The sequence below is a fragment of the Kribbella sandramycini genome, assembly GCF_013131805.1.
Classification (GTDB): domain Bacteria; phylum Actinomycetota; class Actinomycetes; order Propionibacteriales; family Kribbellaceae; genus Kribbella; species Kribbella sandramycini.
Genome location: NZ_JABJRC010000002.1, coordinates 1,034,872 through 1,052,454, shown reverse-complemented (window position 1 = coordinate 1,052,454; position 17,583 = coordinate 1,034,872). Strand labels below are relative to the sequence as shown.

Here is a 17,583-nt window from a genome sequence, read left to right as displayed (position 1 = left end):
CGTGACAATCACCCGCGGGGGAGAACCCCGGGATGATTGGATATGCCAACCAGCAGGGCACGGGAGAGGACGAATCGGCGTGCTGCTCTACGAGGAGATCTGCGCACGGGTCCTGGAGCAGATCCGTCGCGGCACGCTGGGCCCCGGCGACCGGGTGCCCTCGGAGATGGAGCTGGCCGGGGAGTTCAACGTCAGCCGCATCACCTCGAAACGCGCCCTCGAAGTCCTCCGCGAGGCCGGCCTGGTCGAACGCATCCGGGGCAAGGGGACGTTCGTCGTCCAGCAGCTGCCCGATCTGTCCGAGGTCACGATGCCGCTCCGCGGCCGGGTCGCGGCGCCCCGCCGCGCGGCCCGCACGATCGCGCTCGTCGTCCCCGATGTCTCCGACTCCTACGGCCTCGACCTGATGAACGCGATCGAGGAGCGCTGCGCCGACCACGAGACGCACCTGATCGTACGGCGGACGCACGGCCGCCAAGCCGATGAGGAGAAGGCCGTCGACTCGCTCGTCGCGACCGGTGAGGTCGACGGGCTGATCGTGTTTCCCGTGCACGGCGACTTCTACAACGCGAGCCTGCTGCGCCAGGTCCTCGACGGCTACCCGGTCGTGCTCGTCGACCGCCACCTGGCCGGTATCCCGGTGGCCGCCGTCCACACCGACAACGTCGCGGCCGCCCGCGCGCTGACCGAGCGGCTGCTCGAGCAGGGCCACGAGCACATCGCGTTCCTGTCGCCGCCGCCGGTCAACACCTCCTCGATCGAGGACCGGCTGGAGGGCTTCCGGTCCGCGTTCGCCGGGCGCGGCCGCCCGTACGAGCTGACCGATCTGCGCAGCACCATGCCCGGCTCGACGACGCCGGAGGCGATCCGGGCCGACGTCGGCGTGATCCGTGCGTTCAGAGAGCGCTTCCCGCAGGTGACGGCGTACTTCGCCTGTGAGTACAACCTGGCCCGGATGGCGGATCGCGCGCTCGGCGGCGACCAGGTGATCGTCTGCTTCGACTCCCCGGGCGACTCGATCGGCGGCCCGCCGTACCTGCACGTCCGGCAGAACCAGCGCGAGATGGGCCGGACGGCGGTCGACCTGCTGATCGCCCGGCTACGCGGCCAGACCGTGCCGAACCTGTCCTACGTGCCGTTCGAGCTCGTCGATGCCGAGGGCAACGGGTGAGTCAGGACCTGACTTTCGGCAGTACTGCGCGGCCCTGCGGATCGGTAGCGTCGGCGCGGTGAACTGGCAACGTTGGGGCGATGCCGGCCTGTGCGCCGTGCTGAGCGTGCCGGTGCTCGCGGAGAGCGGCGCCCGGCAGGATCCGTGGTGGTTCCGGCTCACCTGTGTCGCGCTCGTGGTCGCGGCGGTCTTGCTGCGGCGGCGCCGTCCGCTGGTCGCGCTCGGGCTGGTGACGTGGGCAGAGAGCGCGATCTTGGCGTTCTCGCTCGGTACGACGAACGGCGTGCCGATCGCGTTGATCCCGGCGATCACGGTGCTCAGCTACCTGGCCGGGCGCCGCGAGACGCAGTTGAAGCATTTCGTGCTGTGGTGCGGGTGCACCGAGATCGGGTTGCTGGTGTTCTCGCTGGCGATCCGCCGCGCGCAGGTGCAGGTGACCGAGGCCGTGCTGAGCTGGCTGGTCGTGATCCTGCTCGGGCTGCTGCTCGTCGTCCTGCCCTGGCTGATCGGCCGCTACCGCGCGCAGCAGGCGCTGATCGCCACGGCCGGGTGGGAGCGCGCGGAGCGGATCGAGCGCGAACAGCGGATGGAGATCGCCCAAGAACGGCTCAGAGAGCGCTCTCGGATCGCTCAGGACATGCATGATTCGGTCGGTCACGAGTTGAGCCTGATCGCGCTGCGCGCCGCGGCCCTGGAGCTCGACCCGGCCCTGCCCGAGCAGCAGCGGGCCGCCGCGTCCGAACTGCGGGCGGCGGCCGCGACGGCGACCGAGCGGCTCGGCGAGATCATCGGCGTCCTGCGCGACAGCGACGCGCCGACCGCGCCGCGCGACGAGACCGTGGCGGCGCTGGTCGAGCGCGCGGCTGCCTCCGGGCTGGACGTCGAGCTGGTCGAGAAGGGCATCGCCGAGCTGGCGCCGATGGTCGACCGGGCCGTCCATCGCGTCGTCCAGGAGTCGCTGACCAACGCGAGCAAACATGCGCCGGGGGCAACGATCACCGTCACGATCACCCGCGGCGAGCCCGACGTCCGGGTGCAGGTTGCCGACACCGGCGCGGCGCGGGCGGTTCCGGAGTCCGTGCCGTCGAGCGGCCGCGGCCTGGACGGGCTGCGCGAACGCGTCCGGCTCGCCGGCGGAACGTTGACGGCCGGACGCCGGCCCGGCGGCGGTTTCGTCGTGACGGCGGAGATGCCGCGAATCGGCGGCCGGCCCGAGCCGGAGGCCACGCCGGAGCTGAGCGGCGCGGCCCAGGAACGCGCGTCGGTACGCCGGGGCGCCCGGCGCCGGCTGATCACGACGGTCGCCGTACCCGCGTTACTCGGCGCGGTCATCGGGATCGTTGCCCTCGGCTACTACCTGATCGCCGGGTACAGCTCGATCCTGCGACCGGCCGCCTACGACGGGCTGCGGATCGGCCAGACCGAGAGCGACGTCCGCCGGGTGCTGCCGGCGATGGAGATGATCGACCCGCCGGCCGACAGCCGCAGTACGCCGTCCGGCTGGAGCTGCCGCTACTACCGGCCGGACGCGCCGTTCTCGATCACCTACGTCTACCGGCTCTGTTTCGCCGACGGCCGGCTGGTCGCGAAGTCCGTCGTCCAGAGCGGATCGGTGCCGCCCACTCCCGAAGGAGAACGATGATCAGGGTCCTGCTGGCCGACGACGAGATGATGGTCCGGGCCGGGGTGCGCGCGATCCTCGGCACGGATACGGCGATCGAGGTCGTTGCCGAGGCCTCCGATGGGCAGGAGGCCGTCGAGCTGGCCCGCCTGCATCGGCCGGACGTCGCCGTCCTGGACATCCGGATGCCGCGGATGGACGGGCTGGCGGCCGGCGCCGAGATCCGGCGCAGCGTGCCGGACACGGCCGTGGTGATGCTGACGACGTTCTCCGAGGACGCCTACATCGCGCGGGCGCTGGGGGACGGGGCGAGCGGTTTCCTGCTCAAATCCGGGGACCCGCGGGAGCTGATCGCCGGGCTGAAGGCGGTCGCCGAAGGCGCGGCGTACCTCTCGCCGAAGGTCGCGCACCGGGTGATCGCCGAGCTGAGCAGCGGGACCGGCGGCGGCTCGATGGCCCGGGCCGCGGTGGCCAAGGAGCAGGTGACGGCGCTGAGCCCGCGGGAGCGGGAGGTGCTCGGGCTGGTCGGGCAGGGGATGTCGAACGCCGAGATCGCGCAGCGGCTGTTCCTGGTCGAGGGAACGGTGAAGGCGTACGTGAGTGCGATCCTCGTCCGGCTGGCGGTGAAGAACCGCGTCCAGGCCGCGATCGTTGCCTATGAAGCGGGTTTGGTGACCGGTTGATCGCAGGGCGTGGCAGGAACCTGCGACGCTCCGGGTGGTGACGTGGCGTGGACACCGGGTCATGGGATAGTGGAGCTTCCCCGGGGACCTCACTCCCGGATCGACACAGCAATTCAGGGGGCGTACGCCGTCCCTTCTCACAGAATCGGGGATCCAGGTCGTGACCGACTCGCACAACTCCGGACAGCACAAGGACCGGGAAGCAGCGGCGGCCGAGGTCCGGAGAATGTGGCAACCGACGCCTTCCTGGACCCAGCCCGACCCGGCGCCCGCGGCCGACGCGGAGACCGCCGACCAGGTCGAGGAGCAGGAGAGCGCCGCCGAGGAGTTCCCCGGCGACTCGTGGTCGCGCCCCGCCGCGCAGGCCGCGCCGTGGAACGACCCGAAGAACGCGCCGGGCGCTCAATCGCCCGCTGAGGGTGAGACGCCGAGCCGGCCCGGTCCGTCGTGGACGCAGCCGGCCGCCGAGACCAGCTCCTGGTCGCAGCCGCGGCCGGAGCCGAAAGACTTCGACGACGAGGCCGAAGAGGCTGCGGAGCCGGCGTCCGCGTCCGGTACGCCGGGTGCGGGTGGTGCTGGTACGGCGCTGGGCGGTGGGCTCGGGTCGAAGGTTCCAGAGTCCAGCGAGCCGGCTGCGCCGAGTGCACCGGTGTTCGGCGGCGCCTCGTTCAGCGGCGGTCAGGCGAGTGGCCAGCCCAGTGGTGGTCAGCCGAGCGGCGGTCAGCAGGGCGGGGGTTACAACCAGCCTGGCGGGTACAGCCAGCAGGGTGGTCAGCAGCAGGGCGGGCAGTTGTCGCCGGCCGCGCAGCACTTCTTCCCGCAGGGCATCCCCGGGCAGAACGTGCCGCAGCAGCGCGACGTCTCGTACCGCACCGATGACTTGATGCAGGCGCTGCCGTTGCCGCGGGAGGCTCCGGCCGAGCGCGGTGTGCGCAGTGTGCTGCGGCTGAAGCCCGGTACGTCGGAGCGGTCGGAGCGGATCGCCCGGGCGACCGCGGCGACGGCGTTCCGGCGTCCGGTGACGATCGTCGTGGCGAACCCGAAGGGCGGCTCGGGCAAGACGCCGACCACGCTGCTGCTGGCCGGCGCGCTCGGTCAGGCGCGCGGTGGCGGGGTCGTGGCCTGGGACAACAACGAGCTGCGCGGCAACATGCACCTGCGCACGCATGACACCAATGCCCGGTCGACCGTGACCGACATGCTGCAGGCGATGCCGATGCTGACCCAGCCGGATGCGCGGCTCGGTGACGTCGCCGCCTATCTGCGGCACCAGGTCGCCGGGCAGTACGACGTCCTGACGTCCGCGACGACGACGTACGCGCAGATCGAGGCGAAGGACTTCGACCAGATCCACCGGCTGCTCAGCCGGTTCTACAAGGTGCTCGTCATCGACACCGGGAACAACGAGGGCTCGAGCAACTGGCGCGAGGCGATGAAGGCCGCGGACGCGCTCGTCATCCCGATCAAGTGGAAGAGCCTGTCGTGTGCGGCAGCTGTCCAGATGCTCGAAGAGCTCGACAACCAGGGCCCGGAAGCGCAGCGCCTGATCCGGCGCGCCGTCATCGCGGTCTCCAACGGGCCTGGTGATGTGAACAAGGAGGTCGAGAAGCAGCTGCGCCCGTACTTCGAGTCCCGCGCCGCCGCCGTCGTCGACATCCCCACCGACCAGCACATCGCCGCCGAAGGCCCCCTCGACCACTCCGCCCTCCAGCCCGCCACCCGCCGAGCCGGCCTCGAACTGGCCGCCAAGGTGTCGGAGCAGATCAGCATCGCCCTCAACATCCCCCGCTAGTACTACCTCGTACGCACGACGCCCCGGCCAACCAGCCGGGGCGTCGTCATGTTCAGCCCTACCTGTCTACGGAAACCAGCTCAGGTTCGGGGTCGACGTCAGGTTGAGGCTTGCGCTTCTTCAGCTGGTGGCGGACCAGCTCGACTACGAGGGTTACGGCTAGGGCTAGGGCGATGCCTAGGAGGACGCCTTTGAGGGGGTTGTCTTCGAAGGCTTTGCCGCCGAGGTAGCCGACGAGGGTGCAGTAGAGACCCCAGGAGAGGGCGGCGAGGGCGGCGTAGAGGGAGTAGTGGCGCAGGGGGTAGCGGACGGAGCCCATGGTGAGGGTGACGGCGGTGCGGCCGCCGGGGATGTAGCGGGCGACGATGAGGACGAGGCCGCCGCGTTCGGCCAGGGAGGTGCGCGACCAGGTGATGGCGGCGTGCCGTTTGGTGCCGGGTTTGGCGCGGTCGAGGAGGCGGCCGCCGGCGCCCCGGCCGAGGAAGTAGGAGATGTGGTCGCCGACGAAGGCGCCGAGGGCGGCGACGGCGATGACCGCGAACAGGTTGGGGGAGCCGGTGGCGGCGGCGAAGACGCCGGCGGTGACGACGAGGGTCTCACTCGGGATGGCCGGGAAGAAGCCGTCCAGCGTGGCGAACCCCCACAGCGCCAGGTAGATCCACCAGGAGGACATCAGTTCTTCCGCGAAGTGCAGCAGGGCATCGGCCATGACACGACGGTATGAATCGGCGACCCCGAGCCGCATCGGACGACAGACCTGACTTACCCCCTACTTTCGTCAGGGGTCGCCCTCATCCGTGTGCGCTGCGCCGATACCATTCGTCCGGGACCGGCAATCGGCCGGTCGGAGCACGAGGAGCGCACTGTGTCGGAAGTCAAGGTCCATCTGGTCGGCGTCGAGGGCGAGGCCGAGCGGAGCGTGACCGAGACGACGACGATCGGAGAGCTGTTCGCCGAGCTCTTCGGCCAGGACCGCTCCGCGATCGCCGCCCGGGTCAACGGCGAGCTGCGCGACCTGTCCACGGTCGTCGCGGACGGCGACGAGATCGAGCCGGTCAAGGCCGGCTCGGACGACGGCCGCGCGATCATCCGGCACTCGACCGCGCACGTGCTCGCCCAGGCCGTGCAGGAGCTGTTCCCCGAGGCCAAACTCGGGATCGGCCCGCCCGTCGAGAACGGCTTCTACTACGACTTCGACGTCCCCACGCCGTTCACGCCGGACGACCTGGGCAAACTCGAGAAGAAGATGCAGCAGATCATCAAGGAGCGGCAGCGGTTCAGCCGCCGGGTGGTCAGCGACGACGCCGCCCGCGACGAGCTCGCGAACGAGCCGTACAAACTCGAGCTGATCGGTATCAAGGGCTCGGCCGCGGAGGCCGCCGAGGGCGCGAGTGTCGAGGTCGGCGGCGGCGAGCTGACGATCTACGACAACCTGCGCCGCGACGAGTCCGTCGCCTGGAAGGACCTGTGCCGCGGCCCGCACGTCCCCGCGACCGGTTACCTCGGCAGCTTCAAGCTGATGCGGACGGCGGCGGCGTACTGGCGCGGTTCGGAGAAGAACCCGCAGCTCCAGCGCATCTACGGCACCGCGTGGGAGTCCAAGGACGAGCTGAAGGCGTACCTGACCCGCCTGGAGGAGGCCGCCAAACGCGACCACCGCAAACTCGGCACCGAGCTCGACCTGTTCAGCTTCCCCGACGAGATCGGCTCCGGTCTCGCGGTCTTCCACCCCAAGGGCGGCGTCCTGCGCAAGGTGATGGAGGACTACTCCCGCCAGCGGCACGTCGAGGACGGCTACGAGTTCGTCTACTCCCCGCACATCACCAAGGGCCAGCTCTTCGAGACCTCCGGCCACCTGGACTGGTACGCCGACGGCATGTACCCGCCCATGCACCTGGACGAGGAGCGCGGCGCGGACGGCCAGATCCGCAAACAGGGCCAGGACTACTACCTCAAGCCGATGAACTGCCCGATGCACAACCTGATCTTCGGCGCCCGCGGCCGCTCCTACCGCGAGCTGCCGCTGCGGTTGTTCGAGTTCGGCACGGTCTACCGGCTGGAGAAGTCCGGCGTCATCCACGGGATGACCCGGGCCCGCGGCTTCACCCAGGACGACGCGCACATCTACTGCACCCGCGAGCAGATGCGCGACGAGCTGAAGAACCTGCTCACGTTCGTCCTCGGTCTGCTGGCCGACTACGGCCTGGACGACTTCTACCTGGAGCTGTCCACCAAGAACCCGGAGAAGTTCGTCGGCTCCGACGAGGTCTGGGAGGAGGCGACCAACACGCTGCGCGAGGTCGCCGAGGGCTCCGGCCTGGAGCTCGTCCCGGATCCGGGCGGCGCGGCCTTCTACGGCCCGAAGATCTCCGTCCAGGCCCGGGACGCGATCGGCCGCACCTGGCAGATGTCGACGATCCAGCTCGACTTCAACCTGCCCGAGCGGTTCGAGCTCGAGTACACCGCGCCCGACGGCTCGCGGCAGCGGCCGGTGATGATCCACCGTGCGCTGTTCGGCTCGATCGAGCGATTCGTCGCCGTCCTGACCGAGCACTACGCCGGTGTCTTCCCGCCGTGGCTGGCCCCGGTCCAGGTGATCGGCATCCCGATCACCGACGGCCACACCGACTACCTGTACGACGTCGCCCGGCAGCTCAAGGCGCACGGGATCCGGATCGAGGTCGACAGCTCCGACGACCGGATGCAGAAGAAGATCCGCAACGCGCAGAAGTCCAAGGTCCCGTACATGCTGATCGCGGGCGATGAGGACATGTCCGGCGGCTCGGTGTCGTTCCGGTACCGCGACGGCTCGCAGAAGAACGGCGTGCCGATCGCGGACGCCGTCGCCGAGATCGTCGAGGCCGTCCAGAAGCGCGTTCAGGTATGACCCAGCCCCCCGATTCGCCGTACCGGCCCGAGGAGCTGGTGCGGCAGGGCGGGGTTGGTGCGCCCGATCCGTTCCTCCGGATGTGGACACCGCACCGGATGGCCTACATCGAGGGTGAGAACAAGCCGACCAGTACGCAGGCGGGCTCGGGGTGCCCGTTCTGCCGGCTGCCCGGGCTCGGGGACGCCGAGGCGCTGATCGTGCACCGGGCCGAGGCGGCGTACGCCGTCCTCAACCTCTACCCGTACAACCCCGGCCACCTGATGCTCGTCCCGTACCGGCATGTCGCCGACTACACCGAGCTGACGCCGGCCGAGGTCGCCGATATTGCCACGCTGACCCAGCAGGCGATGGCGGCGGTTCGCGCGGTCTCGGGCGCTCACGGTTTCAATATCGGGATGAACCAAGGCGAGATCGCCGGCGCGGGGATCGCCGGCCACCTGCATCAGCACGTCGTACCGCGCTGGTCCGGCGACGCGAACTTCATGCCGGTGATCGGCCAGACCAAGGTCCTCCCGCAGCTCCTCGCCGATACCCGTGAGCTGCTGGCGAAGAACTGGTCACCGGAGGAAGAGCGGGAGTAGCGGGTCGACGATCGTCAGGAGGTCGTCGAGCGCGATGACGCGCGGTGGGGTGGTCAGGGCTGTGACGCGGACGACGCGGCGGCCCTGGCGGAAGACGAGTTCGCCGTCGGCGGGCAGGTAGTAGCCGGGGCGGCCGATCGGGGCGTTGCGTGGCGGCGGGACGCGTTGGGACTCCGGGATCGTGGCCTGATTGAACGCCTCCACGATCGACACCGTCGCGTCGTACGTGCCCCAGATGCAGGTCAGCGCGCCGCGGACCCGGTAGTCGCGCCGCAGCTGCGCCGCCGTCCCGATGAACCGCTCAGCCGCCGAGTTCGCCAGCTGACAGGCCGGGTCGGTCTGCCGGGCGCTGCGCAGCACCCGCGGTACGGCGTCCCGGGTCGCCAGCGCGATCGTCACGGCCTTCGCCCGGTCCAGCCCATCGGAGCGGCCCTGATCGATCCCACCGGACGGCGTCACCCGCACGGCCCGATACGCGGTGATGAACACGATGCGGGATTCGGTGATCTGCGCCTCCGGCCCCAGCTCGGGCAATGGCGCGATGTGCCCGGCGCCGGTCAGTAGCCGGCTGAGCGCATTTGGCTGCCGGGGGAGCGCGCTCACACCGACCGTCACGGAACGGCCGTCGACGAGCAGCATGCACAGGTCGAGAGCCGGCAGCCCGCTGTCGTTCCAAGCACCGGCCCTGGCCGTGACCGGGACGCTCAACCGGCCCGTGAGCTCACCGGCGATCGCCGTACAGACCTGCGGCCCGGCCGCGCCCGACGTCCCGTCCAGCCCTTCCGGCGGCGGGGGAGCGACCACCGTGGGGACGACGATCGACGGGCTCGGCGGTGGGGGCCGGACGCCGTCCGCGGTCCGGGCGACCGCGCAACCGGGCAGCAGCACAGCGGCGATCAGGACGCCGAACAGCGCAGGTCGCATCCAGCCACCTCCCGAACCTCACTGAGTCCAGGATCACCTCTTGCAGGGTGGCTGTCACCCGATGGTGATTTCGGTCGACTACGATCTCCGACGCCATGCTTAACAGATTCCGGCATTTCTGGACCTTGGTGATCTCGCCGATCGCCAACCTCCTGCTGAAGCTCGGCGTGAGCGCCGACATGGTCACGCTGGTCGGCACCCTCGGGGTGTCGGCCGGGGCGTTGATCTTCTTCCCGCGCGGCCAGCTGTGGATCGGCGCGCTGGTGATCACCTGTTTCGTCTTCTCCGACCTGATCGACGGCTACATGGCCCGCACGTCGGGGACGTCGTCGAAATGGGGCTCCTACCTGGACTCCACCCTGGACCGGATCGGCGACGGCGCGATCTTCGGCGCGCTGGTGCTGTTCTACGCCAACTCCAAGGCCGGCGACTCGACGCTGATGGCGTCGGTGACGCTGTGGGCGCTGGTGATGGGCGCGGTCACGTCGTACGCGCGGGCCAAGGCCGAGAGCCTCGGGCTGAAGGCGAGCGGCGGCCTGGCCGAGCGCGCCGACCGGCTGGTGCTGATCCTCGTGGTCGCCTTCTTCTCGGACCTGTTCAACCTGCCGATCCTGCTGCACATCGTGATCTGGTACCTCGCGGTCGCGAGCACGATCACGGTCTTCCAGCGCACGCTGTCGGTGCGCAAGCAGGTGCTGGCCGACCCGGCGAACGCCGGGCTCGACACGCCCCCGCCCGACCCGAAGAGCTGAGTCGTGGAGTCCTTGCGCCAGCGCGCCGTCGACCTCGGCTTCGCGCTGGCGTGGACGCTCGTCCGCCGGCTCCCGGAGCGGACCGTCACCTGGCTGTTCCAGCGGATGGCGGATCGCACCTACCGGGCCAACGGGCGCGGCGTCCAACGGCTGCGGAGCAACCTGTCCGTCGTCCGGCCGGCGGCGAGCCCGGCCGAGCTCGACGCGCTGACCCAGGCGGGGATGCGGTCGTACCTGCGGTACTGGCAAGAGGCCTTCCGGCTGCCGGACTGGACCGACGAGCAGATCGTCGGCCGGGTCCGCACGGTCAACGAGAAGCTGCTCCGCGATGCGTACGCCGCCGGCCGCGGCGTGATCTGCGCGCTGCCGCACCTGGCGAACTACGACCACGCCGGCGCCTGGGCCGGCCGGACCGGGATGCCGGTCTGGACGGTTGCCGAGCGCCTGAAACCCGAGTCGCTGTTCGACCGATTCATTGCCTACCGCAAGCAGCTGGGCATGGAGGTGCTGCCGCTGACCGGCAGTGACCACGACGTCACCGGCGTCCTGGCCGACCAGTTGCGGGCCGGGCAGTTCGTCTGTTTGGTCGCCGATCGCGACCTGTCCGAGCGCGGCGTCCCGGTGACGTTCTTCGGGCAGCCGTCGCGGATGCCGGTCGGCCCGGCCGCGCTGAGTCTCAAGACGGGCGCGCCGCTGATCCCGGCGACCCTGCACTACGACGGCCCGGAGCTGGTGATCACCTTCCACGACGTCGTCGAACCGGACGGCGGAGCGGCCGCGATGACCCAGCGCTGCGCCGACGCGTACGCCGTCGGCATCGCCGCGCATCCTGCGGATTGGCACATGCTGCAGCGGATTTTCCTGCCCGGGTGACAATCGTCTGGTGAGGATCGGAGTGGTGTGCCCGTACTCGCTGGGGATGCCCGGCGGCGTGCAGAACCATGTTCGCGACCTGGCCGAGGCGCTGATCGGCGTCGGCCACGACGTGTCCGTCCTCGCTCCGGTCGACGACAGCGACGCCGTTCCGCCGTACGTCGTCTCGTCGGGGCGGGCGGTCGGCGTCCCGTACAACGGCTCGGTGGCGCGGGTGACCTTCGGGCCGCGGACGGCGGCCCGCGTGAAGAGCTGGCTGGCCGACGGCGACTTCGACGTCGTCCATGTCCACGAGCCGACGACGCCGAGTGCGTCGATCATCGCGCTCTGGGCGGCCGACGGCCCGTTCGTCGCGACGTTCCACACCTGGCAGGTGCGGTCGCGGGCGATGAGCGCGGCGTCGAGCCTGCTGCGGCCCGCGCTGGAGAAGATCGACGCCCGGATCGCGGTGTCGGAGAACGCGCGCTCGATGATGGTCCAGCACATCGGCGGCGAGGCCGTCGTGATCCCGAACGGGCTCTACACCTCGCGGTTCAAGGGCAGCCCGCGCGCCGAATGGCTCGGCGCGGAGGGCACGATCAGTTTCCTGGGCCGGCTCGATGAGCCGCGTAAGGGCCTCGGCGTCCTGTTGAAGGCGGTGCCTGCGCTGGTCACGGCGCGGCCGGGGCTGAAGGTGCTCGTCGCGGGTGCCGGGCAGGCCGACGAGGCGTGGCAGTCAGTGCCGTTCTGGTGCCGCGACAACGTGCTGTTCCTCGGGATGGTGGACGACGAGGCCCGCGCCGACATGCTCGCCGGCTCCGACCTGTACATCGCCCCGCACCTGGGCGGCGAGAGCTTCGGCATCGTCTTGCTGGAGGCGATGGCCGCCGGCGCGCCCGTCCTGGCCAGCGACCTGCCCGCCTTCCAGCAAGTGCTCGAAGGCGGCCGCCTCGGCGACCTCTTCGAGCCCGGCGACACCGCCGTCCTCACCGACCGGGTCCTGAAACTGCTCGACGCCCCTGAAGAGCGCGAACGACTCCGGTCGGCCGGTCTGAGCGCCGTCCAGCGCTACGACTGGTCGGTTCTGCTCCCTGAGCTGCTCGCCGTCTACGAACTCGTCGCCCGCCGTTAGCTGAGCTGCTCGCCCACCGCACGGATCGCATCCAGGTCACCCGAGTGCGGCTGCCACGGCAACTGGAGCGGGTCGTTGGGGTAGCGCGGGATGACATGCAGGTGGGTGTGAAACACGGTCTGCCACGCGTCCGGGCCGATGCAGCTGAGCAGGTTGGCGCCGGTCGCGCCGTCCAGCCGCTCGATCACCCGGCTGATCAGCGACTGCGCCAGCAGCGTCACCGCGGTCAGGTCCTCCGGCGCGGTCTCGCGCAGGTCGGCCGAGTGCGCGCGCGGGATCACCAGCAGATGCCCGGGCGTCGCGGGCGCGATATCCATGAACGCGATCGCCCGCTCGTTCTCGCCGACCTGGGTCGACGGGATGTTTCCGGCCACGATCCCGCAGAAAAGGCAGTTCTCACTCATGCCGTCAGGCTATCGACTCGCGCCCCGGTGCCGGTCCACCCCCGCTGTACACTGCGCGCGACTGCACTACCGCTTGCCGAGGAGACCGATGTCGGACGATCTGCTGCGCCCGTCGATCGGCGCGGGTGTGGATATGAAGGTGCGGCCGTGGCGGCTGATGTCGCAGGCGTACGTCGCCTTCTTCGGTGGAGTCATCGCGGTCACGGTCGTGGCGTGGGTGAACAGCCGCCGGCTCGGCGTCGATGCGGGCAAGCGGCGGCTGATTGTGCTGACCGGCGTGGCCGGGCTGGCAGTCGTGATCGCGCTGTTCGCGTTCCTGCCGTTCGACGAGCCGAACTCCGGGCTGCGGGTGATCGTGCGGGCCGTCGCTGTCGTCGCCTGCCTGGTGCAGATGCGGTTGCAGCGGCAGATGGACCGGGCGTTCCAGTTGCGTGGCGTCGAGTACGCGTCGCTGTGGATGGTCGGTCTGTTGCTGACGTTCAGCGGGATCATCGTCGACTACCTCCTTCTCCGTCTGGTGGTGAGCTTGTGAACGAGCCGACCGAGGCGCGGCTGCAAATGGCCGGGCACTGGCTGCAGATCGGCCACCCCGAGCGCACGCTCGACGAGCTGCAAGGGCTGTGGGGCGACGCGGCGGTCGACTTCCGCGCCTACCTGTTCCGCGGCGCCGCGCTGCACCAGCTCGATCGCAACGCCGAAGCCGTCGACGTCCTCAAGGACGGGCTCGCGCAGCACGGCCCGTTCCTGCCGCTGCTCCAGGTGCTCGGCTCCGCGCTGCGCGCCGAGGGCCGGCTGCCCGAGGCCGAGGCGGTCTTCCTGCAAGGCCTGAGCCTCGATCCGAACGACCCTGATCTGCTGATCGGCTACGCGCGGGTCTGCCTGACCGCGGGCCAGCCGGAGAAGGCGAGCGCGCTCGTCGAGCGGGCCGCGTCGCAGGCGCCGGAGAGCGCGGTCGTCTCGGCGGCCCGCGCGGAGGTCGCGTTCGCCCTCGGCAAGGACCAGGACATGCGCCGGCACAGCACCGAAGCGCTGTCCCACGACCCCGAGGATCCGCATGCCCGCGCCCTGCACGGCACGGCGTCCATGCTCACCGGCGACTCCCGCTCCGGCTACGACTCGCTCGCCTCTGCGGCCGCCGCCCAGCCCGGAGACCGCGACCTGCATGCAGCCGCCCGCGAGGCGAAACTGGCCAACCACCCGCTGCTGATCCCGCTGCGCCCGTTCCAGCGGTTCAACCCGCTGGTCGTCTGGATCGCCGCCGTCGCCGTCATCTACGGACTGCGCGCCGCCGGGCTGGCCCCGCTGTCGTTCGCGGTGGCGATGGCCTGGCTCGCGTTCTGTATCTACTCCTGGGTGGTGCCGGCCTTGCTGCGCCGCTGGATCAACCGAGGGTGGGGCGCATGAGCACCGACCGGATCGGCGCCCTGCGCAAAGCCGTCGAGGCGAGCCCGGACGACGTCATGCTCCGGCTCCTGCTGGCCGAGTCGCTCGCCGCGGCCGATCAGTCCGAAGCAGCGCTCGACCAGTACGTCGTCCTCCTCGACAAGGACGGCCTGCCCGACGACCAGCTCGTGCCGGTCGGTGAGCTGGCCGCGAAGAACGGCCGGCTCGCGCTCGTGCGCAGCCTGCTCGAGACCGCCCGGCAGAAAGGCGTCGTCGAGGGCACCGGCCGCCTGCAGCAGCTGGTCGACGAGATGATCACCGAGCGCAGCGGCGTGAAGGTCAAGGTCGGGCCCGAGGCGGAGACGCCGTTCGAGCTCGACACCGCGAAGGAGACCACGACCTTCGACCAGGTCGGCGGGATGGAGGAGATCAAGAAGGTCATCCACCGGCTCGTCATCCTGCCGCTCAGCCGCCCCGACCTGTACGCGAAGTACGGGCGGAAATCCGGCGGCGGGGTGTTGCTCTACGGGCCGCCCGGCTGCGGCAAGACGCTGCTCGCACGGGCAACCGCGGGGGAGTGCGGCCTGCCGTTCGTCAACGTCCGCATCGAAGACGTGATGGACCCGTACCTCGGCGTCTCCGAGCGCAACCTGCACGCCGCCTTCGAGCGCGCGCGCGCCAACGCGCCGTGCGTGCTGTTCCTCGACGAGCTCGACGCGCTGGCCTTCGCCCGGCACAAGCACGGCGGCTCCGAAGCCCGCCGGCTGGTCGACGTCCTGCTCCAGGAGCTGGATGCGATCGGCTCCGAGAACGACGGCCTGCTCGTGCTCGCCGCGACCAACGCGCCCTGGGACGTCGACGAGGCGATGCTGCGGCCCGGCCGGTTCGACCGGGTCATCTTCGTCCCACCACCCGACGAGCCGGCCCGCAACGACATCCTGACCGTCCTGACCAAGGACGTCCCGGCGGCCGGGCTCGACCTCAAGGCGCTCGCCGCGCAGACCCCGATGTTCAGCGGCGCGGACCTGCGCGCGCTGATCGAGCGCGGCGTCGACCGCGTCATCGACGAGGCGCTGGCCGGCGGCGGCGAACCGCCCCTGGGCATGCAGCACCTCGCCGACGCGATCACCACGGTGAAACCGTCCACGCTGGAGTGGCTGCACCGCGTCCGCTCGTACATCGAGTTCGCCAACCAGAGCGAGCGGTACGACGACGTCGCGACGTACCTCAAATCCCGGGACGTGCGACGCCGCCTGAACCGCGACGCTAAGTCTTGAGCTTGGCCGCGGCCGCATCCGGCATGGGTTCGTAGCGGGCGAAGCTGCGGCTGAACGACGCCGAACCGTGTGACAGCGACCGGAGGTCGATCGTGTAGCGGGTGATCTCCACCTGCGGCACCTCGGCCTTCACCAGCGTCCGGTCGTCACCGACCTTGTCGGTGCCCAGCAGCTTGCCCCGGCGCCCGGACAGGTCGCTCATCACTGTGCCGACCAGTTCGTCCGGCACCAGCACCGAGACCAGATCGACCGGCTCGAGCAGACTGACCTTGGTCGCCGCGGCGGCCTCCCGCAACGCCAGCCCGCCGGCCATCTGGAAGGCCATGTCCGACGAGTCGACGCTGTGCGCCTTGCCGTCGAGCAGCGTGACCCGGATGTTCACCATCGGGAACCCGGCCGCGCAGCCCTTCTCCATCTGCGCCCGCACGCCCTTCTCGACACTCGGGATGAACTGCCGCGGCACCGCGCCGCCGACCACCTTGTCGACGAACTCGAACTCCGCGCCCTGCGGTAACGGCTCCACCTCGATATCGCAGACGGCGTACTGACCGTGCCCGCCGGACTGCTTCACGTGCCGCCCGTGACCCTTGGCCTTACCGCCGAAGGTCTCGCGCAGCGGCACCCGCAGCTCGACCGGGTCGACGCTGACGCCGTACCGGCCGGACAGCGCTTCGAGGACGACGTCCGCGTGCGCCTCGCCCATGCACCACAACACGATCTGGTGGGTCTCCGGGTTCTGCTCGATGCGCAGCGTTGGGTCCTCGGCGGCGAGCCGTTGCAGGCCGGCGCCGAGTTTGTCCTCGTCGGTCTTGGCCCGGGCCTGGATCGCGATCGGCAGCAACGGCTCGGGCATCGTCCACGGCTTCAGCAGCAGCGGGTCGGCCTTGTCGGACAGCGTGTCCCCGGTCTCGGCGCGGGTGAGCCGCCCGATCGCGCACAGGTCGCCCGCGATCACCGTCCCGGCCGGGCGCTGGGTCTTGCCCTGCGGGAACGACAGCGTGCCGATCCGCTCGTCCTCGTCGTGGTCCTGATGGGAGTTCTGCGTGCCGAAGAAGGACGTGAAATGGCCCGACACGTGAACTGTCGTGTCGGGCCTGATGGTGCCGGAGAACACCCGCACCAGGCTCACCCTGCCGACGTACGGGTCCGAGGTCGTCTTCACCACCTCGGCGAGCAATGGGCCGCCGGGATCACAGCCCAGGCCCTTCCGCGGGACGCCGTGCGGCGTGAACACCTCCGGCAGCCGATGCTCCGGCGGCGACGGGAAGCCGCTCGTCGCGACCTCCAGCAGCTCGTGCGTGCCGAGCCCGGACGCGCTGCAGACCGGGATCACCGGGAAGAACGATCCACGGGCGACCGCCCGTTCGAGATCGTCGATCAACACGTCGCGGTCCAGCTGCTCGCCGCCGAGGTAGCGCTCCATCAGCGACTCGTCCTCGGACTCCTCGATGATGCCTTCGATCAGCGAGCCGCGGAGCTCTTCGGTCTCGGCGGTGTTGTTCGAGATCAGCCCGACCAGCCCGGCGCCGGTCGGCAGATAGAGCGGCAGCACCTTGTCGCCGAACGCGGACTGCGCCGCGGCCAGCGCGTTGTCGTAGTTGGCCCGGGCGTGGTCGAGTTTGGTGATCACGACCGCCCGCGGCATCCCGACCTCGTCGCACTCGTGCCACAGCGCCTTGGTCGGCTCGTCGACACCCTCGTTGGCCGCGATCACGAACAGCGCGCAGTCCGCGGCCCGCAGCCCGGCGCGCAGCTCACCGACGAAGTCCACGTACCCGGGCGTGTCGATCAGATTCACCTTGATGCCGTCGTACGGCAGCGAGGCCAGCGCGAGCCCGACCGACCGCTGCTGCCGGACCTCGGCGTCGTCGTAGTCGCAGACCGTCGTTCCGTCCAGGACGGTGCCGGGTCTGGACAGGACGCCGGCGGCCACCAGCAGGGCCTCGACGAGAGTGGTCTTGCCGGCGCCGGACGGGCCGACGAGCACCACGTTGCGAAGGGCGGCCGGGCTGTCCACACTGGGGGCGGCTCCGGCGCCCGGGGAAGTGTTCGTCCTGTCTGCCATGACGTACCTCCTGGGCAACCCACGATTCCCCTAACGGCCACTTCGCACAAGGGCCG

At 70.4% G+C, this 17,583-nt stretch carries 16 protein-coding genes; 12 read left to right on the top strand and 4 right to left on the bottom strand.

Annotated features, from left to right (window positions below; translation table 11 throughout):
- Positions 1–79: 79 nt before the first annotated feature.
- The 4 genes from HPO96_RS12225 (at position 80) to HPO96_RS39610 (ending at position 5,267) form a co-directional block, all read left to right on the top strand.
- Positions 80–1,171, top strand: coding sequence for a GntR family transcriptional regulator (locus HPO96_RS12225; protein WP_337796602.1), 1,092 nt, complete (start codon positions 80–82; stop codon positions 1,169–1,171).
- Between the two features lie 58 nt (positions 1,172–1,229).
- Entirely contained in the window at positions 1,230–2,813 is a 1,584-nt protein-coding gene (locus HPO96_RS12220; protein ID WP_171673473.1) for a histidine kinase, read from the top strand.
- Entirely contained in the window at positions 2,810–3,475 is a 666-nt protein-coding gene (locus HPO96_RS12215; RefSeq protein WP_171673472.1) for a response regulator, read from the top strand. The genes HPO96_RS12220 and HPO96_RS12215 overlap by 4 nt, the downstream gene beginning before the upstream one ends.
- Positions 3,476–3,635: 160 nt before the next feature.
- On the top strand, positions 3,636–5,267 hold the full coding sequence (locus HPO96_RS39610; protein WP_171673471.1) for a division plane positioning ATPase MipZ: 1,632 nt from the start codon (positions 3,636–3,638) through the stop codon (positions 5,265–5,267).
- Between the two features lie 58 nt (positions 5,268–5,325).
- Here the strand turns inward: HPO96_RS39610 and HPO96_RS12205 are convergent, their stop codons facing one another.
- A complete protein-coding gene (locus HPO96_RS12205; RefSeq protein WP_171673470.1) occupies positions 5,326–5,976 on the bottom strand; it encodes a DedA family protein in 651 nt (216 codons plus the stop codon).
- A 156-nt stretch (positions 5,977–6,132) separates the two neighbouring features.
- Between HPO96_RS12205 and thrS the strand changes: the two genes are divergently transcribed.
- Both thrS and HPO96_RS12195 read left to right on the top strand, forming a co-directional pair.
- On the top strand, positions 6,133–8,154 hold the full coding sequence (gene thrS / locus HPO96_RS12200) for a threonine--tRNA ligase (RefSeq protein WP_171673469.1): 2,022 nt from the start codon (positions 6,133–6,135) through the stop codon (positions 8,152–8,154).
- On the top strand, positions 8,151–8,738 hold the full coding sequence (locus tag HPO96_RS12195; protein WP_171673468.1) for an HIT family protein: 588 nt from the start codon (positions 8,151–8,153) through the stop codon (positions 8,736–8,738). Before thrS ends, HPO96_RS12195 begins: the two co-directional genes overlap by 4 nt.
- Here HPO96_RS12195 and HPO96_RS12190 read toward each other — a convergent pair.
- Positions 8,715–9,662, bottom strand: a complete 948-nt coding sequence (locus HPO96_RS12190; RefSeq protein WP_238354969.1) for a hypothetical protein — start codon at positions 9,660–9,662, stop codon at positions 8,715–8,717. The genes HPO96_RS12195 and HPO96_RS12190 overlap by 24 nt on opposite strands.
- A gap of 95 nt (positions 9,663–9,757) precedes the next feature.
- Here HPO96_RS12190 and pgsA point away from each other — a divergent pair, with 95 nt between their 5' ends.
- Genes pgsA through HPO96_RS12175 form a run of 3 tightly spaced genes read left to right on the top strand, consistent with a single transcriptional unit; the run spans position 9,758 to position 12,398 of the window.
- Positions 9,758–10,414 (top strand): phosphatidylinositol phosphate synthase, encoded by a 657-nt coding sequence (gene pgsA, locus HPO96_RS12185; RefSeq protein ID WP_171673467.1) that lies wholly within the window; start codon positions 9,758–9,760, stop codon positions 10,412–10,414.
- A gap of 3 nt (positions 10,415–10,417) precedes the next feature.
- Positions 10,418–11,287, top strand: coding sequence for a phosphatidylinositol mannoside acyltransferase (locus tag HPO96_RS12180; protein ID WP_171673466.1), 870 nt, complete (start codon positions 10,418–10,420; stop codon positions 11,285–11,287).
- 10 nt (positions 11,288–11,297) lie between these two features.
- Complete coding sequence (locus tag HPO96_RS12175) at positions 11,298–12,398, top strand: glycosyltransferase (RefSeq protein ID WP_171673465.1); 1,101 nt, start codon at positions 11,298–11,300, stop codon at positions 12,396–12,398.
- Here the strand turns inward: HPO96_RS12175 and HPO96_RS12170 are convergent.
- Positions 12,395–12,802: an HIT family protein gene (locus tag HPO96_RS12170; protein WP_171673464.1), complete on the bottom strand. Its 408-nt coding sequence runs from the start codon at positions 12,800–12,802 to the stop codon at positions 12,395–12,397. The two genes, HPO96_RS12175 and HPO96_RS12170, sit on opposite strands and share 4 nt — an antisense overlap.
- A gap of 88 nt (positions 12,803–12,890) precedes the next feature.
- Here HPO96_RS12170 and HPO96_RS12165 point away from each other — a divergent pair, with 88 nt between their 5' ends.
- The 3 genes from HPO96_RS12165 to HPO96_RS12155 are packed head-to-tail and all read left to right on the top strand — an operon-like array spanning position 12,891 to position 15,462.
- Positions 12,891–13,334, top strand: a complete 444-nt coding sequence (locus HPO96_RS12165; RefSeq protein WP_171673463.1) for a hypothetical protein — start codon at positions 12,891–12,893, stop codon at positions 13,332–13,334.
- On the top strand, positions 13,331–14,206 hold the full coding sequence (locus HPO96_RS12160; protein ID WP_171673462.1) for a tetratricopeptide repeat protein: 876 nt from the start codon (positions 13,331–13,333) through the stop codon (positions 14,204–14,206). The genes HPO96_RS12165 and HPO96_RS12160 overlap by 4 nt, the downstream gene beginning before the upstream one ends.
- Entirely contained in the window at positions 14,203–15,462 is a 1,260-nt protein-coding gene (locus tag HPO96_RS12155) for an ATP-binding protein (RefSeq protein WP_171673461.1), read from the top strand. The genes HPO96_RS12160 and HPO96_RS12155 overlap by 4 nt, the downstream gene beginning before the upstream one ends.
- Here HPO96_RS12155 and HPO96_RS12150 read toward each other — a convergent pair.
- On the bottom strand, positions 15,452–17,527 hold the full coding sequence (locus HPO96_RS12150) for an elongation factor G-like protein EF-G2 (RefSeq protein WP_171673460.1): 2,076 nt from the start codon (positions 17,525–17,527) through the stop codon (positions 15,452–15,454). The genes HPO96_RS12155 and HPO96_RS12150 overlap by 11 nt on opposite strands.
- Positions 17,528–17,583 lie beyond the last annotated feature (56 nt).

What these genes read in the sequence shown, in the direction of transcription:
- HPO96_RS12215 (WP_171673472.1), top strand. Translation starts at nt 2,810, where the DNA reads ATGATCAGGGTCCTGCTGGCCGACGACGAGATGATGGTCCGGGCCGGG.
- HPO96_RS12205 (WP_171673470.1), bottom strand. Translation starts at nt 5,976, where the DNA reads ATGGCCGATGCCCTGCTGCACTTCGCGGAAGAACTGATGTCCTCCTGG.
- HPO96_RS12195 (WP_171673468.1), top strand. Translation starts at nt 8,151, where the DNA reads ATGACCCAGCCCCCCGATTCGCCGTACCGGCCCGAGGAGCTGGTGCGG.
- HPO96_RS12190 (WP_238354969.1), bottom strand. Translation starts at nt 9,662, where the DNA reads ATGCGACCTGCGCTGTTCGGCGTCCTGATCGCCGCTGTGCTGCTGCCC.
- pgsA (WP_171673467.1), top strand. Translation starts at nt 9,758, where the DNA reads ATGCTTAACAGATTCCGGCATTTCTGGACCTTGGTGATCTCGCCGATC.
- HPO96_RS12170 (WP_171673464.1), bottom strand. Translation starts at nt 12,802, where the DNA reads ATGAGTGAGAACTGCCTTTTCTGCGGGATCGTGGCCGGAAACATCCCG.
- HPO96_RS12165 (WP_171673463.1), top strand. Translation starts at nt 12,891, where the DNA reads ATGTCGGACGATCTGCTGCGCCCGTCGATCGGCGCGGGTGTGGATATG.
- HPO96_RS12155 (WP_171673461.1), top strand. Translation starts at nt 14,203, where the DNA reads ATGAGCACCGACCGGATCGGCGCCCTGCGCAAAGCCGTCGAGGCGAGC.
- HPO96_RS12150 (WP_171673460.1), bottom strand. Translation starts at nt 17,527, where the DNA reads ATGGCAGACAGGACGAACACTTCCCCGGGCGCCGGAGCCGCCCCCAGT.